Source organism: Acinetobacter sp. CAU_H_S139_7 (assembly GCF_058599305.1).
Window position 1 is genome coordinate 856001 of record NZ_CM178651.1, and the last position, 21356, is coordinate 877356.

At 42.0% G+C, this 21356-nt stretch carries 16 protein-coding genes; 12 read left to right on the forward strand and 4 right to left on the reverse strand.

Annotated features, from left to right (window positions below; genetic code table 11):
• Positions 1-60: 60 nt before the first annotated feature.
• The gene (gltA, locus tag AC4MC0_RS04235; RefSeq protein WP_004695551.1) at positions 61-1335 is read right to left on the reverse strand and encodes a citrate synthase; all 1275 of its coding nucleotides are present in this window, start codon (positions 1333-1335) and stop codon (positions 61-63) included.
• Positions 1336-2362: 1027 nt separating this feature from the next.
• Between gltA and sdhC the strand changes: the two genes are divergently transcribed.
• The 10 genes from sdhC (at position 2363) to AC4MC0_RS04285 (ending at position 15092) form a co-directional block, all read left to right on the forward strand.
• On the forward strand, positions 2363-2761 hold the full coding sequence (gene sdhC / locus AC4MC0_RS04240; protein ID WP_005400408.1) for a succinate dehydrogenase, cytochrome b556 subunit: 399 nt from the start codon (positions 2363-2365) through the stop codon (positions 2759-2761).
• A complete protein-coding gene (gene sdhD / locus AC4MC0_RS04245) occupies positions 2761-3126 on the forward strand; it encodes a succinate dehydrogenase, hydrophobic membrane anchor protein (RefSeq protein WP_004695554.1) in 366 nt (121 codons plus the stop codon). Before sdhC ends, sdhD begins: the two co-directional genes overlap by 1 nt.
• Positions 3127-3138: 12 nt before the next feature.
• The gene (locus AC4MC0_RS04250) at positions 3139-5037 is read left to right on the forward strand and encodes an FAD-binding protein (protein WP_010327291.1); all 1899 of its coding nucleotides are present in this window, start codon (positions 3139-3141) and stop codon (positions 5035-5037) included.
• A 14-nt stretch (positions 5038-5051) separates the two neighbouring features.
• A complete protein-coding gene (locus tag AC4MC0_RS04255) occupies positions 5052-5762 on the forward strand; it encodes a succinate dehydrogenase iron-sulfur subunit (RefSeq protein WP_004982744.1) in 711 nt (236 codons plus the stop codon).
• A gap of 804 nt (positions 5763-6566) precedes the next feature.
• Positions 6567-9389 (forward strand): 2-oxoglutarate dehydrogenase E1 component, encoded by a 2823-nt coding sequence (locus tag AC4MC0_RS04260; protein WP_062034018.1) that lies wholly within the window; start codon positions 6567-6569, stop codon positions 9387-9389.
• Positions 9390-9405: 16 nt separating this feature from the next.
• Positions 9406-10620: a 2-oxoglutarate dehydrogenase complex dihydrolipoyllysine-residue succinyltransferase gene (odhB, locus tag AC4MC0_RS04265; protein ID WP_062033969.1), complete on the forward strand. Its 1215-nt coding sequence runs from the start codon at positions 9406-9408 to the stop codon at positions 10618-10620.
• A gap of 59 nt (positions 10621-10679) precedes the next feature.
• On the forward strand, positions 10680-12113 hold the full coding sequence (gene lpdA, locus AC4MC0_RS04270) for a dihydrolipoyl dehydrogenase (protein ID WP_279734896.1): 1434 nt from the start codon (positions 10680-10682) through the stop codon (positions 12111-12113).
• A 172-nt stretch (positions 12114-12285) separates the two neighbouring features.
• Positions 12286-13452, forward strand: coding sequence for an ADP-forming succinate--CoA ligase subunit beta (sucC, locus tag AC4MC0_RS04275; protein ID WP_279734897.1), 1167 nt, complete (start codon positions 12286-12288; stop codon positions 13450-13452).
• 11 nt (positions 13453-13463) lie between these two features.
• Positions 13464-14354 (forward strand): succinate--CoA ligase subunit alpha, encoded by an 891-nt coding sequence (sucD, locus tag AC4MC0_RS04280; RefSeq protein WP_004982733.1) that lies wholly within the window; start codon positions 13464-13466, stop codon positions 14352-14354.
• Positions 14355-14660: 306 nt separating this feature from the next.
• Positions 14661-15092, forward strand: a complete 432-nt coding sequence (locus AC4MC0_RS04285; RefSeq protein ID WP_078388587.1) for a hypothetical protein — start codon at positions 14661-14663, stop codon at positions 15090-15092.
• Between the two features lie 299 nt (positions 15093-15391).
• On the opposite strand, the gene AC4MC0_RS04290 is transcribed toward AC4MC0_RS04285, so the two are convergent.
• From AC4MC0_RS04290 to trpS, 3 genes are all read right to left on the reverse strand, one after another.
• On the reverse strand, positions 15392-17104 hold the full coding sequence (locus AC4MC0_RS04290; RefSeq protein ID WP_491887292.1) for a flotillin family protein: 1713 nt from the start codon (positions 17102-17104) through the stop codon (positions 15392-15394).
• 45 nt (positions 17105-17149) lie between these two features.
• On the reverse strand, positions 17150-17794 hold the full coding sequence (locus tag AC4MC0_RS04295) for a YqiJ family protein (RefSeq protein WP_114836766.1): 645 nt from the start codon (positions 17792-17794) through the stop codon (positions 17150-17152).
• Positions 17795-18253: 459 nt separating this feature from the next.
• Complete coding sequence (gene trpS / locus AC4MC0_RS04300; protein WP_335997453.1) at positions 18254-19267, reverse strand: tryptophan--tRNA ligase; 1014 nt, start codon at positions 19265-19267, stop codon at positions 18254-18256.
• Between the two features lie 196 nt (positions 19268-19463).
• Between trpS and AC4MC0_RS04305 the strand changes: the two genes are divergently transcribed.
• Entirely contained in the window at positions 19464-20390 is a 927-nt protein-coding gene (locus tag AC4MC0_RS04305; RefSeq protein WP_335997451.1) for a DUF808 domain-containing protein, read from the forward strand.
• Between the two features lie 41 nt (positions 20391-20431).
• A complete protein-coding gene (gene ypfJ / locus AC4MC0_RS04310; protein WP_004695581.1) occupies positions 20432-21337 on the forward strand; it encodes a KPN_02809 family neutral zinc metallopeptidase in 906 nt (301 codons plus the stop codon).
• The last annotated feature ends 19 nt before the right edge of the window (positions 21338-21356 follow it).

Consider the following 21356-nt stretch of genomic DNA (forward strand, 5'->3'; position numbering starts at 1 on the left):
AAGTTCAACATATAAAAAACCACCCATACGGGTGGTTTTTGTCTATCAACGCAGACCGAATTAACGGTTGATGTCGCGTTGAACTTCGCCAGTGTAAAGCTGACGAGGACGACCGATCTTGTACGGACCGCTGTGCATTTCTAACCAGTGGCTGATCCAACCAACAGTACGTGCAAGCGCGAAGATCACTGTAAACATTTCTGTCGGGATACCAATCGCTTTAAGGATGATACCTGAGTAGAAGTCTACGTTCGGGTATAAGTTACGTTTGATGAAATATTCATCAGAAAGCGCGATACGTTCAAGTTCCATAGCAAGAGCAAGCTGTGGATCGTTGATGCCAAGCGCACCAAGAACTTCGTCGCAAGTTTCTTTCATTACTTTCGCACGTGGATCGAAGTTTTTGTACACACGGTGACCGAAGCCCATGAGTTTAACTTCTTTAGTTTTCACTTTTTCCATGAAGTCAGCAACGTTCTCTACAGTGCCGATTTCATCAAGCATCTTAAGAACAGCTTCGTTCGCGCCGCCGTGAGCAGGGCCCCAAAGTGCAGAGATACCCGCAGCGATACATGCATATGGGTTCGCGCCAGTAGAACCAGCTAAACGTACTGTAGACGTAGAAGCATTTTGTTCGTGGTCTGCGTGAAGCGTGAAGATACGGTCCATTGCTTTAGCAAGGATAGGATCTACTTTGTAATCACGGTCTGCTGGCGTAGCAAACATCATGTATAAGAAGTTTTCAGCGTAGCTTAAGTCATTACGTGGGTAAACGAATGGTTGACCTACAGTGTACTTGTAGCTCCACGCAGCCAAAGTAGGTACTTTAGCAATTAAGCGGATCGCTGTAATTTCACGGTGATCAACATTTTCGATGTCTAAGTTGTTGTGATAGAACGCAGAAAGCGCACCAACTACACCAACCATGATCGCCATAGGGTGAGCATCGCGACGGAAACCATTGAAGAAGCGGCTAACTTGATCGTGAACCATAGTGTGGTTACGAACTTTAGCATCAAATACTTCTTTTTGTTCAGCTGTTGGAAGCTCGCCATTGAGAAGTAAGTAGCAAGTTTCTAAGTAGTCAGCTTTAGTTGCTAACTGGTCGATTGGGTAGCCACGGTGTAAAAGCACACCTTTGTTACCGTCGATGAAAGTGATTTTAGACTCGCATGCAGCAGTAGCCATAAAACCAGGATCAAAAGTGAAGTGACCTGCGGCCAATACATCCTTAACGTCGATTACATCTGGGCCCAATGTGCCGCTGTAAATTGGTAATTCAATTTCTTTGCCATCAAGCTGTAAAACGGCTTTTTTGCCAGTTGCTTCAGACATTCAATAGATCTCCTGTCCTGGTGAATGATTTATCTGACTCGAAATACTCATCTTTTAATGCACGAATCAGACGGATTAAAAATTTGCTCTAAGAGTAGAGAGTGCTGAAATTTTGTCAATTATACTTATGGATAAAATGATGACTTCCGAAGTTATAGTTAAGATTTAATCCATTAAAATTTGCATAAAATCACAGCACCGACACACTATAATAAGTTAATTCAAGGAGCAAGTGCATAAATAAAAAATGTTGCTGGCGCAATTGTAAGCAGTTTTATATTGAAAAAAGCGCTTGAAAAGAAACAGAATTCAAGTCGTTATATATTTACATTTATTATGATTCTCGTAACTTACGCATCATTTTAAAAAGAAAATGCTGCTTTCGTAGTCATTGTTAAAAACAATAAGTGATTCAAAAAAAATGATTTAATTGTATAAAAAATAGCTTATTTGGTATTTCGAAAACGGTATATAAGTCACTTTTTTTATTTATACGGATGTGAAAAAATTGTTTTAATTAAAATTTATTACGAGATATTTCAATCTTGTAGGGGATTAATCTGTTGCACCAACATCATGCATATTTATGCCACTATATTAAAGTAAAATAATGAACATTTTATATATAAATAAAAAATGATTAAAATAAAGCAGTGAAATTAGCCAGTTTTAAAAAGAAGACTTTTTTGTGCATCTTTAGTCTAAAGTCGAATTTTACCGTTTTTGTATAAAATTTAGCGCTTGAATTTGGTGTTTATTTTATAAAAACCAACCATATAGCTGAGATTTGAAGCTAAAGTATTGTAGCGCAAGGTATTTATCTATGTGTTAATGATTCTTATTTAAAGAATTTTTATGCAAAAAGGCCAAGGGCATTGTTTGTATTTTGATAGTTCACGTCTTATAATTCAGTGTCGTTTTAAGTTCAAACGCTATTTAATTTAGAGTTTTAAAGTAGCTGCTGAACAATGCCAGCTTTCCTTCGAATTAATTCCAACAAACTCCGGATGGAGTTTTTACTTACAGGATGCCCGCTGTGAAAAGCAACAGACCTGTCAATTTGTCCATGGGTCAAGTTTTAGAAGTAAACTTAAAATCCCCTGTGGCTATTGCATCAATCTTACACCGTCTATCAGGTGTCATCGTATTTTTACTCGTACCGGTACTTCTATGGATCTTAGACAAGTCATTGTCTTCGCCTGAAGGATTTGCTCAAGTTCAGGCTATTTTTAATAGCTTCATTGTGCGTTTTGTCGTATGGGTATTTGTAGCCGGCTTAATTTTCCACTTTATTGCGGGCGTTAAGCACTTACTTGCAGATATCGGTATTGCTGAAGAACTGCAAAGTGGTCGTATCGCAGCTACTATTTCATTGATCTTGTCTGCAATCGGTATCGTTGCGGCATTTGTATGGATTGTTATCTAATGAAAAGTGCTACTGGTTTAACGGGTTCAGGTTCTCGCGATTGGTTTATCCAACGTGTAAGTGCTGTCGTATTAGCGGTTTATACAGTTGTTGTTTTAGGTTGGATCCTATGCAATGGCGGTTTTAGCTATGAACAGTGGTACGGCTTTATGATGACAGCTCCAATGAAGATTTTATCTTTATTGGCCGTCTTATCTCTTGTTGCACATGCTTGGATTGGTATGTGGCAGGTATTCACGGATTATGTGACTACTCGTCAAATGGGTCCTTCAGCTTCAGGTTTACGCCTTGTACTGACTTCAGCAGTAATTATTGCTGTATTTGCATATGCGATCTGGGCAATCCAGATTTTTTGGGCGAATTGATAGGAATAGATCATGGGCGCTATAACCCCTAAAGAAGATTACACAAATATTCCACACGAAACTTTCGATGCTGTCATCGTTGGTGGTGGTGGTTCAGGTATGCGCGCGTCTTACCAACTTGCTCAAGCTGGTTTGAAAGTTGCTGTTTTAACTAAAGTATTCCCAACTCGTTCGCACACAGTTGCAGCGCAGGGTGGTATTGGTGCATCTCTTGGTAACATGCAAGAAGATAATTGGCACTACCACTTCTACGACACTGTTAAAGGTTCTGACTGGTTAGGCGACCAAGACGCGATCGAATTTATGACGCGTGAAGCGCCACAAGTGGTTTATGAGTTAGAACACTTGGGTATGCCATTTGACCGTAACGCAGACGGTACGATTTACCAACGTCCATTTGGTGGTCACTCTGCAAACTACGGTGAAAAAGCGGTTCCACGTGCATGTGCTGCTGCTGACCGTACAGGTCATGCACTTCTTCACACGCTTTATCAAAGCAACGTGAAAATGGGTACACAATTCTTTGTTGAATGGATCGCACTTGACCTGATTCGTAACGAAGCAGGTGATGTTCTTGGTGTAACAGCAATTGACCAAGAAACAGGTAAAATTGCTGTATTCCAAGCCAAAGCGACATTGTTTGCTACAGGCGGTGCGGGTCGTGTTTACCGTGCATCAACCAATGCTTATATCAACACTGGTGACGGCCTTGGTATGGCTGCGCGTGCAGGTATTCCATTGCAAGATATGGAATTCTGGCAGTTCCACCCAACGGGTGTTGCTGGCGCAGGTGTATTGTTAACTGAAGGTTGTCGTGGTGAAGGTGCAATCCTTCGTAACGATGCAGGTGAGCCGTTCATGGAACGCTATGCACCAACTTTAAAAGACTTGGCGCCACGTGACTTCGTATCACGTTCTATGGACCAAGAAATTAAAGAAGGTCGTGGTTGTGGTCCGAAGAAAGACTACATCTTGCTTGATATGACGCACTTAGGTGCTGAAACGATCATGAAGCGTCTTCCATCTGTATTTGAGATTGGTAAGAAATTTGCGAACGTTGACATCACCAAAGAGCCAATTCCAGTTGTACCAACAATTCACTACCAAATGGGTGGTATTCCAACGAATATCCACGGTCAAGTGGTTGTGCCTGAAGGTTCTGAAACTGAAGCATTTGCAGCACATTATGACAAAGATAGCGATATCTATTCGACTAATGCGGGCGATCGTAACTTTACGAAACCTGTTAAAGGCTTCTATGCAATTGGTGAATGTTCTTGCGTGTCTGTACATGGTGCAAACCGTTTAGGTACGAACTCGCTACTAGACTTGGTTGTATTTGGTAAAGCTGCGGGTGAGCACATCATTGACTACGTGACTAAACATCACGGTGATGAATACCAACCGCTTCCTACGACTGTGCTTGAGCAAACTGTTGCACGTATCCGTAAATTGGATGATTCAACAACTGGTGAAAATGCCCAAGAAGTTGCAGATGCAATTCGTGACATCGTTCAAGATCATGCTGGTGTATTCCGTACAACTGCACTTCTTGAAGAAGGTGTGAAGCAGATTCTTGCGATTGAACCGCGTGTACGCAATATTCACTTGAAAGACAAATCTAAAGTATTTAACACTGCGCGTGTAGAGGCTTTAGAAGTTGAAAACTTGTATGAAGTGGCTAAAGCAACATTGATCTCAGCAGCAGCTCGTAAAGAGTGCCGTGGTGCGCATACGGTTGTAGACTTTGAAGAGTCGCCAGATCATCCAGCTTACCCATATGGTCGTCGTGATGATGAGTGGATGAAGCACACATTATGGTTCTCTAGCGATAACCGTCTTGAGTACAAGCCAGTACGTTATAAGCCATTGTCTGTTGCTGCAATTCCACCTAAACCACGTACATTCTAATTGGGAGAAGTAAGATGAGTAGAGGTACTCGTACATTTAATATCTACCGCTACGATCCTGATAAGGATGCAGCGCCGTACATGCAAACTTTCAAGTTAGAGTTGACTGATAAGCACCGTATGTTGCTTGATGCGCTTCTTGCATTGAAAGTACAGGATGAATCATTAACATTCCGCCGTTCATGCCGTGAAGGTATTTGTGGTTCGGATGGTGTAAACATCAATGGTAAAAATGGTTTAGCGTGTCTTTGGAACCTAAACGACTTACCAGAAGTGATCACAGTTCGTCCTTTACCTGGTTTGCCGGTGGTTAAAGATTTAGTTGTGGATATGAATCAGTTCTACGATCAGTACAACAAAATTCACCCATTCTTGATCAACAACCAACCTGCGCCGCCAAAAGAGCGTTTACAGTCTCCTGAAGAGCGTGAACACTTAGATGGTTTATACGAATGTATTCTTTGTGCATGTTGTTCAACTTCATGCCCATCATTCTGGTGGAACCCAGACAAGTTCTTGGGTCCTTCAGCGTTGTTGAATGCATACCGTTTCATCATTGACTCTCGTGATACAGCAACTCAAGAGCGTTTGGCTCGTCTAGACGACCCATTCTCGCTATTCCGTTGTAAAGGTATTATGAACTGTGTATCAGTGTGTCCTAAAGGTTTGAACCCAACTAAAGCAATCGGTCACATCCGTAACATGCTTTTAGATGCTGCGGGTTAATCTGTAGGCTGATTTATCAGTTAGAAAAAGCACACCTATAGGGTGTGCTTTTTTATTTTATAGCGAGATTTTTGCAATTAAAAATAAGGTTGAATGAAAGTGTGTGGTTGGCACTATTTTTGTTTGTGATAGGTGGCTTTTGTATAAATTGCACCAGATTGGTGAAAAGCGCGGCGATTTAAAACAAATGTCATAAATAAGTGCAAGTATGAGTCTGCAAAAAAAGTTATGAAGATGTTAATATGGATGTTGTTGATGGGGAGGGCATATTGAAAGATGATGCTCTCTTTTCGTATGTGTTTTTTGGAGTAGACTTTGGTCTACGTTGAAACTCGGTTTTATTTAAAGCACCATATATTAGATGAAATTTTGATATGTGTATTTCGCCAATTTATGAAAGGTATGTGTCAAAAAAATCAATTGAAATATGGGGAGTATGTTAAAATTTTTGCACGTTTATATTTAAAAAATGCGCGCTAAATATGTACATTAATTCAACATTTAAGCCGCATTAGAGCGAGTATAAATGAAGGGTTAGTCGCTTTAGAAAAAATAATGCATCGCCTTATTTTTTCTAAGTCGATTTGCAAAAAATTGCTCGGTTTTGGCCGGGTATGAATGAGTGATGATGCCGCTGAGGGCGTTATGATTCATTGTCACATTGGGTAATTCTAATGTAGTGATAACGCCTCATGGCATCCGCCTTATGGGGACTAATGTCATGTTACCAATTTGACATTACTAATCATGGGTTCGCTTAAAAAGCATCCTGAAATGTTTTTGCAATAGGAAATGGGTCCACAAATGCAAGAAGTTGCTGACGCATTGCGTCTTGACACTGAACTTTCCGCTGATAGTGCAGCGTATATTGAAGAACTTTATGAGCAGTACTTGGCTGCACCAGACTCAGTAGAAGCTGACTGGCGTGCATACTTCGATAAATACCCGAAAGGTGATCAACCACACAGCAATGTACGTGAGCAATTCTTATTACTAGGTCGTAATTCAAGTCGTGTTCAAGCAGTGGTACAAAGTTCTGTTAGTACAGAACATGAACGTCGTCAAATTGGCGTACTACAACTGATCGCAGCGTACCGTAACCGCGGTCACCAAAAAGCGAAGCTTGATCCTTTAGGTTTGGCAAAACGTGAAATCGTGCCGGATCTTGACCTTGCTGCACATGGCTTAACCCAATCTGATTTCGACACTGTATTCAATACAGGTAATCTTTTGATTGGTAAAGACGAAGCAACTCTAGGTGAAATGGTTCAAGCCATGGAAGCAACGTACTGTGCTTCAATTGGTGCAGAATACATGCACATTGTTGATACCAAAGAAAAACGTTGGATTCAACAACGTCTTGAAGGTGCACGTGGTCAATTCAACTTCACTGCAGAACAGAAAAAACACGTATTAGAGCGTTTAACTGCGGCTGAAGGCCTAGAAAAATTCCTAGGGAATAAATACGTTGGTGCAAAACGTTTCGGCGTGGAAGGTGGTGAATCTTTCATTCCAATGGTTGATGCTTTGATTCAGCGTGCAGGTTCTGTAGGTTGTAAAGAAGTGGTCATTGGTATGCCTCACCGTGGTCGTTTGAACCTTCTTGTAAACATCATGGGTAAAAACCCAGCAGACCTATTTGGTGAGTTCGAAGGTAAGAGCTTACATAAAAAAGGTTCTGGTGACGTTAAGTACCACCAAGGTTTCTCTTCAAACGTAATGACTCAAGGTGGTGAAGTTCACTTGGCATTGGCGTTTAACCCATCACACTTAGAAATCGTCGGCCCTGTGGTTGAAGGTTCAGTACGTGCACGTCAAGTACGTCGTAAAGACATTGGTGGTGATGACGTATTGCCAGTAATTGTTCACGGTGATGCTGCATTTGCAGGTCAAGGTGTTAACCAAGAAACCTTCCAAATGTCACAAACACGTGGCTATACAGTGGGTGGTACGGTTCATATTGTGGTGAATAACCAAGTTGGTTTCACAACATCTGATCCACGTGATGCGCGTTCTACAGAATACTGTACGGACATCGCGAAAATGATCCAAGCACCGATTTTCCATGTGAACGGTGATGATCCTGAATCAGTATTGTTTGTTGCGCAATTGGCACATGACTTCCGTCATACTTTCCGTAAAGACGTTGTCATTGACATGTTCTGTTACCGTCGTCGTGGTCACAACGAAGCGGACGAGCCAGCTGCAACTCAGCCAATGATGTATCAAGTCATCAACAAGAAAACGACAACGCGTGCGCTGTATGCAGACCAATTGGTTCAAGAAAGCGTATTAGACCGTGCTAAAGCAGATCAAATGGTTGAAGACTACCGTGCTGATTTAGAAGCAGGTAAGCACGTTGCAAATGCATTGGTACTTGAACCAAATACAAAAATGTTTGTAGATTGGGCACCGTACTTAGGGCATGACTATACAGACGTATGGGATACCACATGTTCTGAAGATCGCTTAAAAGAGCTTGGTCGCAAAATGCGCGAGCTTCCTGAAGGTTTTGTGATGCAGCGTCAAGTTGCAAAAGTGATTGATGATCGCTTAAAAATGCAAACTGGCGAAATTCCATTGAACTGGGGTGCTGCAGAAACTTTGGCTTATGCATCTATTTTAGATGATGGCTATTTGGTTCGTTTGACTGGTGAAGACGTTGGTCGTGGTACCTTCTCACACCGTCATGCAAAACTGCATAACCAAGTGGATGGTTCAACCTATATTCCACTTTGCCATATCAAAGAAAATCAACCACGTACTGCTATTTATGACTCATTGTTGTCTGAAATGGCGGTGTTAGGTTTTGAGTATGGTTATGCAACGACTCTGCCTAAGAGCTTGATCATTTGGGAAGCACAATTTGGTGACTTCGCCAACTGTGCACAGGTTGTGATTGATCAGTTCATCGCATCAGGTGAAACCAAGTGGGAGCGTGTGTGTGGTTTAACCTTACTTCTTCCTCACGGTTTTGAAGGTCAAGGTCCAGAGCACTCATCTGCACGTTTAGAGCGTTTCTTACAGCTATGTGCTGAAGACAACATGCAAGTGATGACACCGACTACGCCTGCACAGATTTTCCATGCTTTACGTCGTCAAGCGATTCGCCCAATTCGTAAACCAATGATCATCATGTCACCGAAGTCTTTACTTCGTCACAAGCTTGCAACGTCTACTTTAAGTGAACTTGCAAATGGTACATTCCAAACTGTGATTGATGAAATCGACAACATCAACAAAGCAGACGTAACACGTTTAGTACTTTGTGGTGGTAAGGTTTACTACGACTTGCTTGAGAAACGTCGTGAGCAAGAGTTGAATAACACTGCAATCGTTCGTATTGAACAATTGTATCCATACCCTGAACAACGTATTGCTGAAGTTCTTGCTCAATATCCAAACGTAAAAGACATTGTTTGGACGCAAGAAGAGCCGAAGAACCAAGGCGCTTGGTTATTTATTGCTCCTCGTCTATATGATGATGTAATGAAGTCGGCTAAACCAGTACGTATCAGTTATGCAGGTCGTGAAGCTTCTGCTGCACCGGCTTGTGGTTCACCATATTTGCATGCAAAACAACAAGCTCAGCTCGTAAATGACGCTTTAGCGATCGTAGCTGAATAACAGGAGATTCTTAGTAATGGCAACCGAAATTAAAGCACCGGTATTCCCTGAGTCAGTTGCGGATGGAACAATCGCAACTTGGCACAAACAACCAGGTGAAGCAGTATCACGTGATGAAGTGATCTGTGATATTGAAACAGATAAAGTTGTTTTAGAAGTTGTTGCTCCTGCTGACGGTACAATTGCATCGATCATTAAAGGTGAAGGTGACACTGTTCTTTCAAATGAAGTGATTGCACAGTTTGAAGAAGGTGCTGTATCTGGCGCTGCGCAAACTGAAGCAGTTCAGTCTGAAGCGAAAGTAGAACAAGCAGTTACTCAAACTGAAGCGGGTGCTGCACCAGTCGTTGAGCGTGCTCAAGTTGCTGATCAAGCGCCTGCTGTGCGTAAGGCATTGACTGAGTCTGGCATTCCAGCTGCTGATGTTGCGGGTACAGGCCGTGGTGGTCGTATTACGAAAGAAGATGTGGCAAATCACCAAACTAAACCAGCAGCTCCAGCTGCAGCACCATTAAGTGTTGCTGTGGGTGAGCGTGTTGAGAAGCGTGTTCCAATGACACGTCTTCGTAAGCGTGTTGCTGAGCGTCTGCTTGCTGCAACTCAAGAAACTGCAATGTTGACGACGTTTAACGAAGTGAACATGAAGCCAATCATGGAAATGCGTGCACAATACAAAGACGCATTTGAGAAGCGTCACGGTGCGCGTCTTGGTTTTATGTCTTTCTTTGTTAAAGCGGCAACTGAAGCGCTTAAACGCTACCCAGCAGTTAATGCTTCAATTGACGGTGATGACATTGTTTACCACGGTTACTATGACATCGGCGTAGCCGTATCTTCTGAGCGTGGTCTAGTTGTACCTGTGCTTCGTGATACAGACCGCATGAACTATGCTGAAGTTGAAAATGGTATCCGTGACTTTGCTTACAAAGCACGTGATGGCAAATTGGGCATCGAAGACATGACTGGCGGTACGTTCACAATCACCAACGGTGGTACTTTCGGTTCATTGTTGTCGACTCCGATTTTGAATACACCACAAACTGCGATTTTGGGTATGCATAAAATCCAAGAGCGTCCAATGGCTGTAAACGGTCAAGTAGAAATCTTACCGATGATGTATTTAGCGCTTTCTTATGACCACCGTCTAATCGATGGTAAAGAAGCAGTTGGTTTCTTGGTAACAATCAAAGAATTGTTAGAAGAACCAGCTAAATTGATCCTTGACCTTTAATTCTAAAGAATAAAACATGGGCTTAGAGCGATCCTCTAAGCCCATTTTTGGAGATAAAAATGTCTCAACAATTTGATCTTGTTGTAATTGGCGGTGGCCCAGGTGGTTACGAAGCAGCAATTCGTGCAGCGCAGCTTGGTTTTAAAGTTGCTTGTATCGAAAAACGTATTCACAAAGGCAAGCCATCTTTAGGTGGTACTTGCTTAAACGTCGGTTGTATCCCATCAAAAGCATTACTTGATTCTTCTCACCGCTATGAAGATACAGTACATCACTTAGCTGATCACGGTATTACAACAGGTGAAGTGAACTTTGATCTTGCAAAATTACTTGCTCGTAAAGACAAAATTGTTGACCAGCTTACCATGGGTATTGATGGTCTTCTCAAAGGTAACGGTATCGAGTGGTTAAAAGGTACAGGTAAATTACTTGCAGGTAAAAAAGTAGAATTTGTATCTCACGAAGGTGAAACTCAAGTTTTAGAACCTAAGTACGTTATTCTTGCGACCGGTTCTGTGCCAATTAACATTCCATCAGCACCAGTTGATCAAAACATTATTGTTGACTCGACTGGCGCACTAGAATTCCAAGAAGTACCTAAGCGTTTAGGTGTGATTGGTGCTGGTGTGATTGGTCTAGAGCTTGGTTCTGTTTGGCGTCGTCTAGGTGCTGAAGTTGTTGTATTTGAAGCAATGGACGCATTCTTACCAATGGCTGATAAAGCCTTGGCGAAAGACTACCAAAAACTTTTGACTAAGCAAGGTCTAGATATCCGTGTTGGTGCTAAAGTTGCGGGCACAGAAGTTAATGGTTCTGAAGTCACTGTTAAATATACTCAAGGCGGCGAAGAAAAAACTCAAGCGTTTGATAAGTTGATCGTTTGTGTAGGTCGTCGTGCATACGCTGAAGGTCTATTGGCTGATGATTGCGGTATCAAACTCACTGAACGCGGTTTAGTTGAAGTGAATGATTGGTGTGCGACGTCTGTTGACGGCGTCTACGCAATTGGTGACTTAGTTCGTGGCCCAATGCTTGCGCATAAAGCGATGGAAGAAGGTGTAATGGCTGTTGAGCGTATTCACGGTCATGCAGCTCAAGTGAACTATGACACCATCATTTCTGTGATTTACACACACCCTGAAGCGGCGTGGGTCGGTTTAACAGAACAGCAAGCGATCGAGAAAGGCCACGAAGTGAAAACGGGTCAATTTGGTTTCGCGGTAAATGGTCGTGCTTTAGCTGCAGGTGAAGGTGCTGGTTTTGTGAAGTTTGTTGCAGATGCAAAAACAGATCGTTTACTGGGTATGCACGTAATTGGACCTGCTGCATCTGACATCGTACACCAAGGTATGATTGCACTTGAGTTTGTATCTTCGGTTGAAGATCTACAGTTGATGACTTTTGGTCACCCAACATTCTCTGAAGTGGTTCATGAAGCTGCACTTGCAGTGGATGGTCGAGCGATTCACGCAATTCAGCGTAAACGCAAATAAGACAACGAAAAGAGCGACTACGGTCGCTCTTTTTTGTTTCAGGTGTTGTCTTCTCATGAAGAATCATCTAAAAATAAAGACAAGAAGTTTTAAAAATCCAAAATGTTCACTGTGATAGTAAACAGTTTCGGTGCAACAAAAAGTAAATAAGCAGTAATAAAAAGGTTAGTCGATGAATTTACATGAATATCAAGCTAAAGCGCTATTAAAAAAATATGGTATGCCTGTCCAAGAGGGCATACTAGCCACCACTCCAGAAGAAGCAGTAAAAGCCTTTGAACAAATAGGCGGAAAATTTGCTGTCATGAAAGCCCAAGTTCATGCGGGTGGTCGTGGTAAGGCGGGTGGCGTAAAAGTTGTAAAGTCAGTAACGGAAGCTGCTGAATATGCAAAAAGCATCATCGGGACCAACCTTGTTACCTATCAAACCGATAGTCATGGCCAACCTGTCAACAGCGTACTTGTCGCGGAAGATGTTTATCCTGTTGAGCGTGAACTGTATTTAGGTGCAGTGGTTGACCGCTCAAGCCGTCGTGTGACCTTTATGGCTTCAACCGAAGGTGGAGTCGAAATTGAAAAGGTTGCTGAAGAAACCCCTGAAAAAATTATCAAAGTTGAAGTTGATCCCTTGGTCGGCTTATTACCATTTCAAGCACGTGAAGTTGCATTTAAGTTGAACCTTAAAGATGGTCAAGTGAATCAATTTGTGAAAGTCATGTCTGCTGCATATCAAGCATTCATCGAGAATGACTTTGCTTTATTTGAGATTAACCCACTATCTGTGCGTGAAAATGGTGACATCCTATGTGTCGATGCCAAAGTGGGGATCGACTCAAACGCGCTGTATCGTTTACCTGAAATTGCTGCGCTGCGCGATAAGTCACAGGAAAATGAACGTGAACTAAAAGCGTCTGAATTTGACCTCAACTACGTCGCGCTTGAAGGCAATATTGGCTGTATGGTCAATGGTGCAGGCCTTGCAATGGCAACCATGGATATTATTAAACTGTATGGTGGCCAACCTGCGAACTTCCTTGATGTGGGTGGTGGTGCAACCAAAGACCGTGTGATTGAAGCGTTTAAAATTATTCTGGCAGATACCTCTGTACAAGGGGTATTGATTAATATCTTCGGTGGCATTGTACGTTGTGACATGATTGCTGAAGCAATTATTGCAGCGGTTCAAGAAGTAAATGTGACCGTACCTGTGGTTGTTCGTTTAGAAGGGAACAATGCTGAATTGGGTGCCAAATTACTTGATGAATCAGGTTTAAAACTTATTTCTGCAAATGGCTTGTCGGATGCCGCAGAAAAAATTGTTGCTGCAGTAAAAGCGTAAGGAGTATCAATATGAGCGTATTAATTAATAAAGACACCAAAGTATTGGTACAAGGTTTCACAGGCAAAAACGGTACATTCCACTCAGCACAAGCGCTAGATTATGGAACCAAAGTCGTGGGTGGGGTTACACCAGGTAAAGGCGGCACAACTCATCTAGATTTACCTGTATTTAACACCATGAAAGATGCAGTTGCAGGTACAGGTGCAGATGCGACTGTGATTTATGTGCCGGCTCCGTTTGTATTAGATTCAATTATTGAAGCAGTGGACTCAGGTGTTGGACTGATTGTGGTCATCACAGAAGGCGTGCCAACTTTAGACATGCTCAAAGCCAAGCGCTATCTTGAAACCAATGGCAATGGTACACGTCTGATTGGTCCAAACTGTCCGGGTATTATTACTCCAGGTGAATGTAAGATCGGGATTATGCCGGGTCATATTCACCAACCGGGTAAAATTGGTATTATCTCGCGTTCAGGTACGTTGACTTATGAGGCGGTTGCTCAAACGACGAAACTGGGCTTAGGACAATCAACCTGTATTGGTATTGGTGGTGATCCAATTCCGGGTATGAACCAAATTGATTGTTTGAAACTGTTCCAAGAGGATCCGCAAACTGAAGCGATTATCATGATTGGTGAGATTGGTGGTACGGCTGAAGAAGAAGCAGCAGAATATATTCAATCGCATGTGACTAAACCGGTTGTGGGTTATATCGCCGGTGTAACAGCACCGAAAGGCAAGCGTATGGGGCATGCGGGAGCGATTATTTCTGGTGGTAAAGGTACTGCGGAAGAAAAGTTTGCAGCATTTGAAAAGGCAGGGATGGCATATACACGTAGCCCAGCAGAACTCGGTTCAACGATGTTCCAACTTTTAAAGGACAAAGGTTTAGTTTAAGCCTTTTATATTTTAAAGGAAAAAGCCGTATGTCTTAATTGCACATACGGCTTTTTTGTGGAGAGCATATTGGTTTGCCCTAATACATTTCTCTGTATAAAAATAATATGGGGGTTAGAGTGTTTAATCTCAGCTGAAAACTATATTTAGCCATATTGGACAAAAAACAAAATAGGTAAATTAGAGCAAGATTTGCTATGTACTTAACAATCTGAGAATCGATAAATATTTAGTGTACACTGTTTCTATAGCGGACTATGCTATATTCATAATTAAAATAATTCTTTTGAAGACATAGTATTGCAGATGTTGAAGCCTATTCATTTATTGTTTTGTCGCTGCTTATTCTTGTTCGGGCTAGCAATGAATAGTGCTTATGCTGAAAATGAAGACGTCTACTTGGCTGAGTCTTTGAGTGATGATATTTTCCACTATTATCAGCAGTTAGCTGCACAACATAATGAAGAAGAAAACGATTATACATTGATCAATAATGATTTTTATGAGAATGAATATATTCGCGTATTTAACTACTCGGCCTACAACTCGGATGGTTTGAGCCATAAATTGGGGACAGGGGAGTTTGATAGTTCAGATTTGGATGCACTCAGTATTTCATTTGGGTATGGTATTGAAATTAAAATCAACAAACGAAATAAAGTTGGATATGAGTACCTTTCAAATTTTCCTTATGATCGTGGGCAATTGATCCGTTTCTTTTGGGTGCGTTTGCACTAAATGGTTCAACTCAGTTTATTTGTAAAAAAGGTTGTAGCCATATGGTTTAGAATGTTTTCACTCAATTGTAGAGTCTAGGATGTTTACATTACTTTTGGACTTTTCTGATGGTAGGCTAATCGATTACCAAGCTAAAATAACTTAAATTTTTATAATAGATGATAGGCTTACTATGCTGAGTGAATTAGAGGGTCTATCGTTTTAACAGCTTAAATGTGTATTTTATTGAAAGTTGAATATTAAAGTAGATGATAAAAAACGCGACAGATCGTCGCGTTTTTTGCTTGTAAGTCTAACTACTATTGAGCTTTGCTTTGCGGTTTTAAGCTTTGGGTTAAACCATTGATGTCGCCGCCTTGAATTCCCAGTTCATTCATCAAGCTATCAATTAATGGTGCTTGGGTACGATAGCGTAGCGCACTATTCACCACTTGATCAGACAAAGCAACTTGTGAAGATTCCGCACCATCACCTCCAGTTGTGGCTGAGCCGACATTACCTAAACCGTTAACCTGTAGAATTTTGATGTCATCAATGTTTTCCATCGGCTTAACACTTTCACGAATGATTTCAGGTAAGTATTTTAACAATGCTAGGCGAATTTGCATTTCAACTTGCTCAGGAGATAAGACGTTGTTGGCCTCATTCACGGCACGTGTACCATCTGCATCGACTTGGTATTGTTTTTCCATTGCTTGAGCCAACAGTATTTTGGCATCCGCTTCACCTTTGGCCATTAAGCGAGCTTGTTCGGCTTGAGCTTCCGCTGCAATACGAACTGCTTCGGCATCATCGGCAGCGGCTTGTTTACCTGCTTCAGCGGCAACGGTAATCGCAATTGCGTCTTTTTCAGCAGCTTGTTTCGCTGCAACCAATTCAACTGCTTTTTGACGCTCCGCACGCTGGGTTTCACGTACGGTAATCACTTCTTCTTCAGCTTTCACCGCTTCAGCGCGGGCGCGGTCAGCTGAAGCTTTGGCTTCAGACTCTTCACGTGACTTTTCAGCAATTGCAATGGCACGTGACTGTTCAGCCAGTTCGATGGTTTTCTTTTGTTCAACCTGTGCTTGTTCAATAATTTGTGATTTTTGAATATTTTGGCTTTCGACATCACGTGCTGCACCAATACGCTTCAATTCAACTTCACGTTCAGCTGCAATACGTGCTTCTTCTGCTTCACGTTTTTTCTCCGCCTCTTGAGAGGCAATTTCAGCCAATTGCTCTGCACGGCGAATTGCAATTTCACGTTCTTGTTGTAGTTTGGCGTATTCTTCTTCGCGGATGATTTGTAGACGAGCTTGTTCTGCTTCTAAGTTTTTGGTCTTAATGGCAAGGTCAGCATCTTGTTCAATGTGATTACGTTTACGACGGCGGTCTTCAATTGTTTCAGTCAGCTTAGTTAAACCTTCGGCATCGAATGCATTTTGAGGGTTAAAGTATTTAAAACCTGTTTGGTCTAAACCTGTTAATGACACAGTTTCTAGTTCTAGACCATTTTTATGTAAGTCTTCGGACACCACTTGTTGTACTTTTTGCACGAAATCCACACGTTTTTCATGCAACTCTTCCATCGCCATTTCAGCTGCTACTGCACGCAAGGAATCGACAAATTTACCTTCCACAAGGTTCTTCAACTCATTTGGAGACATGGTTTTTTGTCCCAAAGTCTGCGCGGCCACTGCAATTGATTCTGCTAGTGGCTTCACACGGACATAGAACTCCGCCATGACATCGACGCGCATACGGTCACGGGTAATGAGCGCTTGATCATCAGCACGGCGAACCTCTAAACGTAGCGTGTTCATGTTGACAGGGATAATTTCATGTAATACAGGCAGTACAATTGCACCGCCACCTAAAATAACTTTTTCGCCGCCAAAACCTGTACGTACGAAAGAGATTTCTTTGCTGGAACGACGGTACAGACGGGCAATAATAATGCCGATAATAACCAGAGCTGCAAAGATAATCCCTGCAAGAATAAGAATGTTATAGAAATTGTTGCTGAGCATAAGGGTCCCGATTTTATTTAAAGTTATAAGTAGAAAATGAAAGAATTAAAGTGAAATGGCTTTAAAGCCAATCTTGGTTTTTTGAGTCAAAATGACTTCTTGACCTTGAGAAAAATGAAGGTCTGTTTCAGGTTCAACCAGTACATAATGCGTTTGCCCGAACTGATCTTGAACTCGTGCTTGAGCAGGTGAGTTAACTTTAGCCTCTCCTAAAATAATCAGTGCTGTTCGTCCAATCAGCTCTTCACTGTAAATTGCTGTGGTTTCATCTTGTGGCAAAATTTTAGCAATCAGCATGGCGCTGTAACGTATCATAGGCATCGAAAATACGAGGCAAAGAGGTGCCATGATCCATGCACTCCAATAGCTCCCGGTCCAAGTTTGAAGAATGGACTGTAGAATAAAGCCACTTAAGCTATACAGGGTGAGGAAGATAATCAGCCAAACCAAGAGAGGAACACGGCCGATAAACAACCAATCCAGCAGGGCATTGAGCCAACCTTGATCGGCATCTAGTGCAATGTCGACGTCTTTAGTACTGCCTAGGTCATCAGGTAGAAATTGGTCAAGTAGGCCTTGTGAGCCGCCGCCTAATACCAATAAAATCAATTCGAGCAGTCCCAACAAAAACATGAGACTGAGGCAAATACTAAAAATTAAATTGGATGGGTGAGTAAATAATTCCCACATTCTAAAGGTTCTCTATTTTTATGCTGTTATCAGTTAAGTGTAAATTTTTAAAAAGAATTGTATTGAAATTGGGCTTTAGCATAGCATTCAAAAAACAGAATGTCTAAGTTTGTTGGCACGTAAAGAGAGAGCGGTTTAATTGTGATTTGATAAATTTTAGGCAAAAAAATACGCAATGATTGGGGTATTCATTGCGTAGAACTACGAATCTGTTGTTACACAGTTTCGGTAAAAAGGAGAAACGTTATATCTCAGGGTTAATCTAAGCTAAGGACTCATTATAAGGGCTGTGCATTCTTATTTCATGAGTATTCACGTTAATTACTGTAAATTTAGGTTAACAAACGACACTAAATGTCAGTTTTTGAGATGCATGTGGCTTATTTTTGTTTGTTTCGCGATTAAAAAAGCCTTTCTGAGTGAGAAAGGCTTAAATATGCGCTTTAGTTTAAGGTGGGTTTAGAAATGAAACACCCCTAAACCCGATTTAACTTCATCTAGAGTCTGTTGAGTGATATCACGACATTTGTCTGTACCAGTCTTCAAAATATCCATGATGTAATCAGGATCTTTCGCAAGTTCCATACGACGTTCACGAATTGGCGTGATCAGCTCTTTCAATACGCCTTCAAGACGTTTTTTCACCGTACCATCGCCCAAGCCACCACGGCGGTAATGTGCTTTCAGTTCTTCAACTTCTTCTTTGTTTGGATCAAACGCATCTAAATACGTAAATACAATATTACCTTCAACCTGACCTGGGTCTTCAACACGCAGGTGGTTCGGGTCGGTGTACATCGCATTAACAGCTTTTTTAATGTCTTTATCTGTTGCATCCAACACAATGGTATTGCCTAAAGATTTCGACATTTTGGCTTTACCATCAAAGCCGGGTAAACGGCTCATATTGGAAAGTAGAGCCTTACATTCAGGCAGTAATTCCTGACCAATCTGACGATTTAAGCGGCGTACGATTTCATTGGTCTGTTCGATCATTGGAATCTGGTCTTCACCCACAGGCACAACCGTTGCTTTAAATGCGGTGATATCTGCTGCTTGTGCAACTGGGTAGCATAAGAAACCAGCTGGAATATCTCGTTCGAAACCACGCAGCTGAATTTCAGACTTGATGGTTGGGTTACGTTCTAAACGAGATACGGTCACAAAGTTGAGATACAACATGGTGAGTTCATTCAGCGCGGGTAAGCTCGACTGCACGCAAATGGTGGTTTTGGTTGGGTCGATCCCGACTGCTAAGTAATCTGTGGCAACTTCAAGAATATTGCGGCGAACTTTTTCAAAGTTATCTGCATTGTCAGTAAAGGCTTGTGCATCGGCCAATAATAAATGCTGATGGTGTGAATCCTGCAAACCCACACGTGAACGTAAAGATCCGACAAAGTGCCCTAAATGAAGTTGTCCCGTTGGACGGTCGCCTGTCAAAATAACAGGACGGTTGTCTTGATTACTCATTATCTATTTCCAAAGTCGTCGTAGCGACATGCTATTTCTAAGAATGCAGACATTGTACGGCATAATCTTTTTCAATGTCAGTCTTAAAAAAACTGCAGTGAAAAAATTATAAAATCAGTTAAATTTCAAAAAACAAATATTCAAAAGCTTAGATCACAGATTAAAATGTCAGAATTCTCAAGATGGATAAAAATAAATGGCGAGTAGCTTATTAATATTACTAGATGATATTGCCACGATATTAGATGACGTTGCGGTCATGAGTAAAATGGCGGCAAAAAAAACGGCGGGTGTTTTGGGGGATGATTTAGCACTTAATGCACAGCAGGTCAGTGGGGTTCGTACTGACCGTGAGCTGCCTGTGGTTTGGGCTGTGGCAAAAGGCTCTTTTGTTAATAAATTGATTTTAGTCCCTGCGGCGTTGTTGATTAGTGTGGTTGCACCGTGGCTGATCACGCCACTGTTAATGATTGGTGGTTTATTTCTATGCTATGAAGGGGTAGAAAAAGTTCTGCACAGTTTGCATCACAAAAAAGCCAAAACCGAAGAAGAAGCCGGCCAAGAATTAACTGCGATTGAAACGGATATGGCGACTTTTGAAAAAGATAAGGTCAAAGGCGCGATTCGTACCGACTTTATTTTGTCGGCAGAAATTGTAGTGATTTCACTGGGGACTGTGGCTGCTGCAACTTTTTCAACCAAAGTCATGGTGTTGTCTGTAATTGCCATTTTAATGACCGTCGGTGTGTATGGTTTTGTGGCGATGATTGTCAAAATTGATGATTTAGGGCTGTATCTAACTCAGCAAGCCTCTTCATTTAAGCAAACTATTGGCCGTGGTTTATTGGCTTTTGCACCAAAACTAATGAAGACCTTAACCATCGTGGGCACTATCGCGATGTTTTTAGTGGGTGGTGGCATTATTTCCCACGGCGTGCCTTTATTGCATCATTTCACTGAAGGTTCAGTGGATTATGCTGAACATATTCCAACTGTGGGAAGCATTGTGGGGGCATTAACCCCAACACTGATTAACTTAGTGATTGGTTTTGTGGCTGGTTTGATTGTATTGGCTATTGTGAGCTTGATTAAAAAAGTTTGGTCGAGTTCAAAAAAGGCATAAACTGGATCGGGTCAGCATGAATTAGAAGAAGGAAGAGTGCTATGCGTTGGAAGGGACGTCGTGTGAGTAGCAATGTCGAGGATCGTCGCGGTGGTGGCGGTGTCAAGGCGGGTGGCATCAGTATTTTAGGGCTGATCGTGGCCTTTGTGGCATGGAAATTTCTAGGAGTCGATCCGCAGCAAGCCTACCAAGCCACTAAACAAGTGACCGCACAAACTGGAGCGGCAGAAACTCAAGGTTTGGATAACCCAACGCCTGATCAGCAGGAAGCGATGGACTTTGTCGGTACTGTACTGGCCGACACTGAAGACACATGGAGTCAAATTTTCCAACAGCAATTGGGACAACAATATGTTCCACCGAAGCTGGTGATGTTTTCAGGAGTGATCAATTCGGGTTGCGGTACTGCTCAGTCTGCAATGGGGCCGTTTTACTGTCCAGCAGATCAGAAGGTGTATATCGACACCGCTTTCTTTAAAGACATGCGGACTCAAATGGGTATTGGCGGCGAGCAAAACCAAACGGAGTTGGCGCGCCAAGATCAAGCGGGCGACTTTGCTCAGGCTTATGTAGTGGCACATGAGGTTGGACATCATATTCAAACTATTTTAGGGATTTCTGAACAAGTGCAAAAGGCTCGTGCACAGGGCTCAAAAGCGCAAGGCAATGCTTTATCGGTACGCCAAGAGTTACAGGCTGACTGTTTAGCGGGAGTATGGGCGCATCATAACAATCAACGAACTCAGTTCTTAGAGCAAGGCGATGTTGAAGAAGCGATGGATGCGGCACATAAGATTGGTGATGATTACCTACAAAAGCGGGCAACAGGGCAAGTGGTGCCTGATAGCTTTACCCATGGAACCAGTCAACAGCGTATGACTTGGTTTGGCACGGGCTTTAAGTCGGGGCAAGTTGAAAGTTGCGATACCTTTAATCAAGCCATTTAAGCTATAAAAAAAGAGGCGA

Excerpts from the sequence above, each read along its gene's own strand:
- AC4MC0_RS04295 (WP_114836766.1), bottom strand. The coding sequence starts at position 17,794 with ATGTGGGAATTATTTACTCACCCATCCAATTTAATTTTTAGTATTTGC.
- AC4MC0_RS04290 (WP_491887292.1), bottom strand. The coding sequence starts at position 17,104 with ATGCTCAGCAACAATTTCTATAACATTCTTATTCTTGCAGGGATTATC.
- ypfJ (WP_004695581.1), top strand. The coding sequence starts at position 20,432 with ATGCGTTGGAAGGGACGTCGTGTGAGTAGCAATGTCGAGGATCGTCGC.
- gltA (WP_004695551.1), bottom strand. The coding sequence starts at position 1,335 with ATGTCTGAAGCAACTGGCAAAAAAGCCGTTTTACAGCTTGATGGCAAA.
- AC4MC0_RS04305 (WP_335997451.1), top strand. The coding sequence starts at position 19,464 with ATGGCGAGTAGCTTATTAATATTACTAGATGATATTGCCACGATATTA.
- AC4MC0_RS04260 (WP_062034018.1), top strand. The coding sequence starts at position 6,567 with ATGCAAGAAGTTGCTGACGCATTGCGTCTTGACACTGAACTTTCCGCT.
- trpS (WP_335997453.1), bottom strand. The coding sequence starts at position 19,267 with ATGAGTAATCAAGACAACCGTCCTGTTATTTTGACAGGCGACCGTCCA.
- AC4MC0_RS04255 (WP_004982744.1), top strand. The coding sequence starts at position 5,052 with ATGAGTAGAGGTACTCGTACATTTAATATCTACCGCTACGATCCTGAT.
- lpdA (WP_279734896.1), top strand. The coding sequence starts at position 10,680 with ATGTCTCAACAATTTGATCTTGTTGTAATTGGCGGTGGCCCAGGTGGT.
- sdhD (WP_004695554.1), top strand. The coding sequence starts at position 2,761 with ATGAAAAGTGCTACTGGTTTAACGGGTTCAGGTTCTCGCGATTGGTTT.
- AC4MC0_RS04250 (WP_010327291.1), top strand. The coding sequence starts at position 3,139 with ATGGGCGCTATAACCCCTAAAGAAGATTACACAAATATTCCACACGAA.
- sdhC (WP_005400408.1), top strand. The coding sequence starts at position 2,363 with ATGCCCGCTGTGAAAAGCAACAGACCTGTCAATTTGTCCATGGGTCAA.
- sucD (WP_004982733.1), top strand. The coding sequence starts at position 13,464 with ATGAGCGTATTAATTAATAAAGACACCAAAGTATTGGTACAAGGTTTC.
- AC4MC0_RS04285 (WP_078388587.1), top strand. The coding sequence starts at position 14,661 with ATGTTGAAGCCTATTCATTTATTGTTTTGTCGCTGCTTATTCTTGTTC.
- sucC (WP_279734897.1), top strand. The coding sequence starts at position 12,286 with ATGAATTTACATGAATATCAAGCTAAAGCGCTATTAAAAAAATATGGT.
- odhB (WP_062033969.1), top strand. The coding sequence starts at position 9,406 with ATGGCAACCGAAATTAAAGCACCGGTATTCCCTGAGTCAGTTGCGGAT.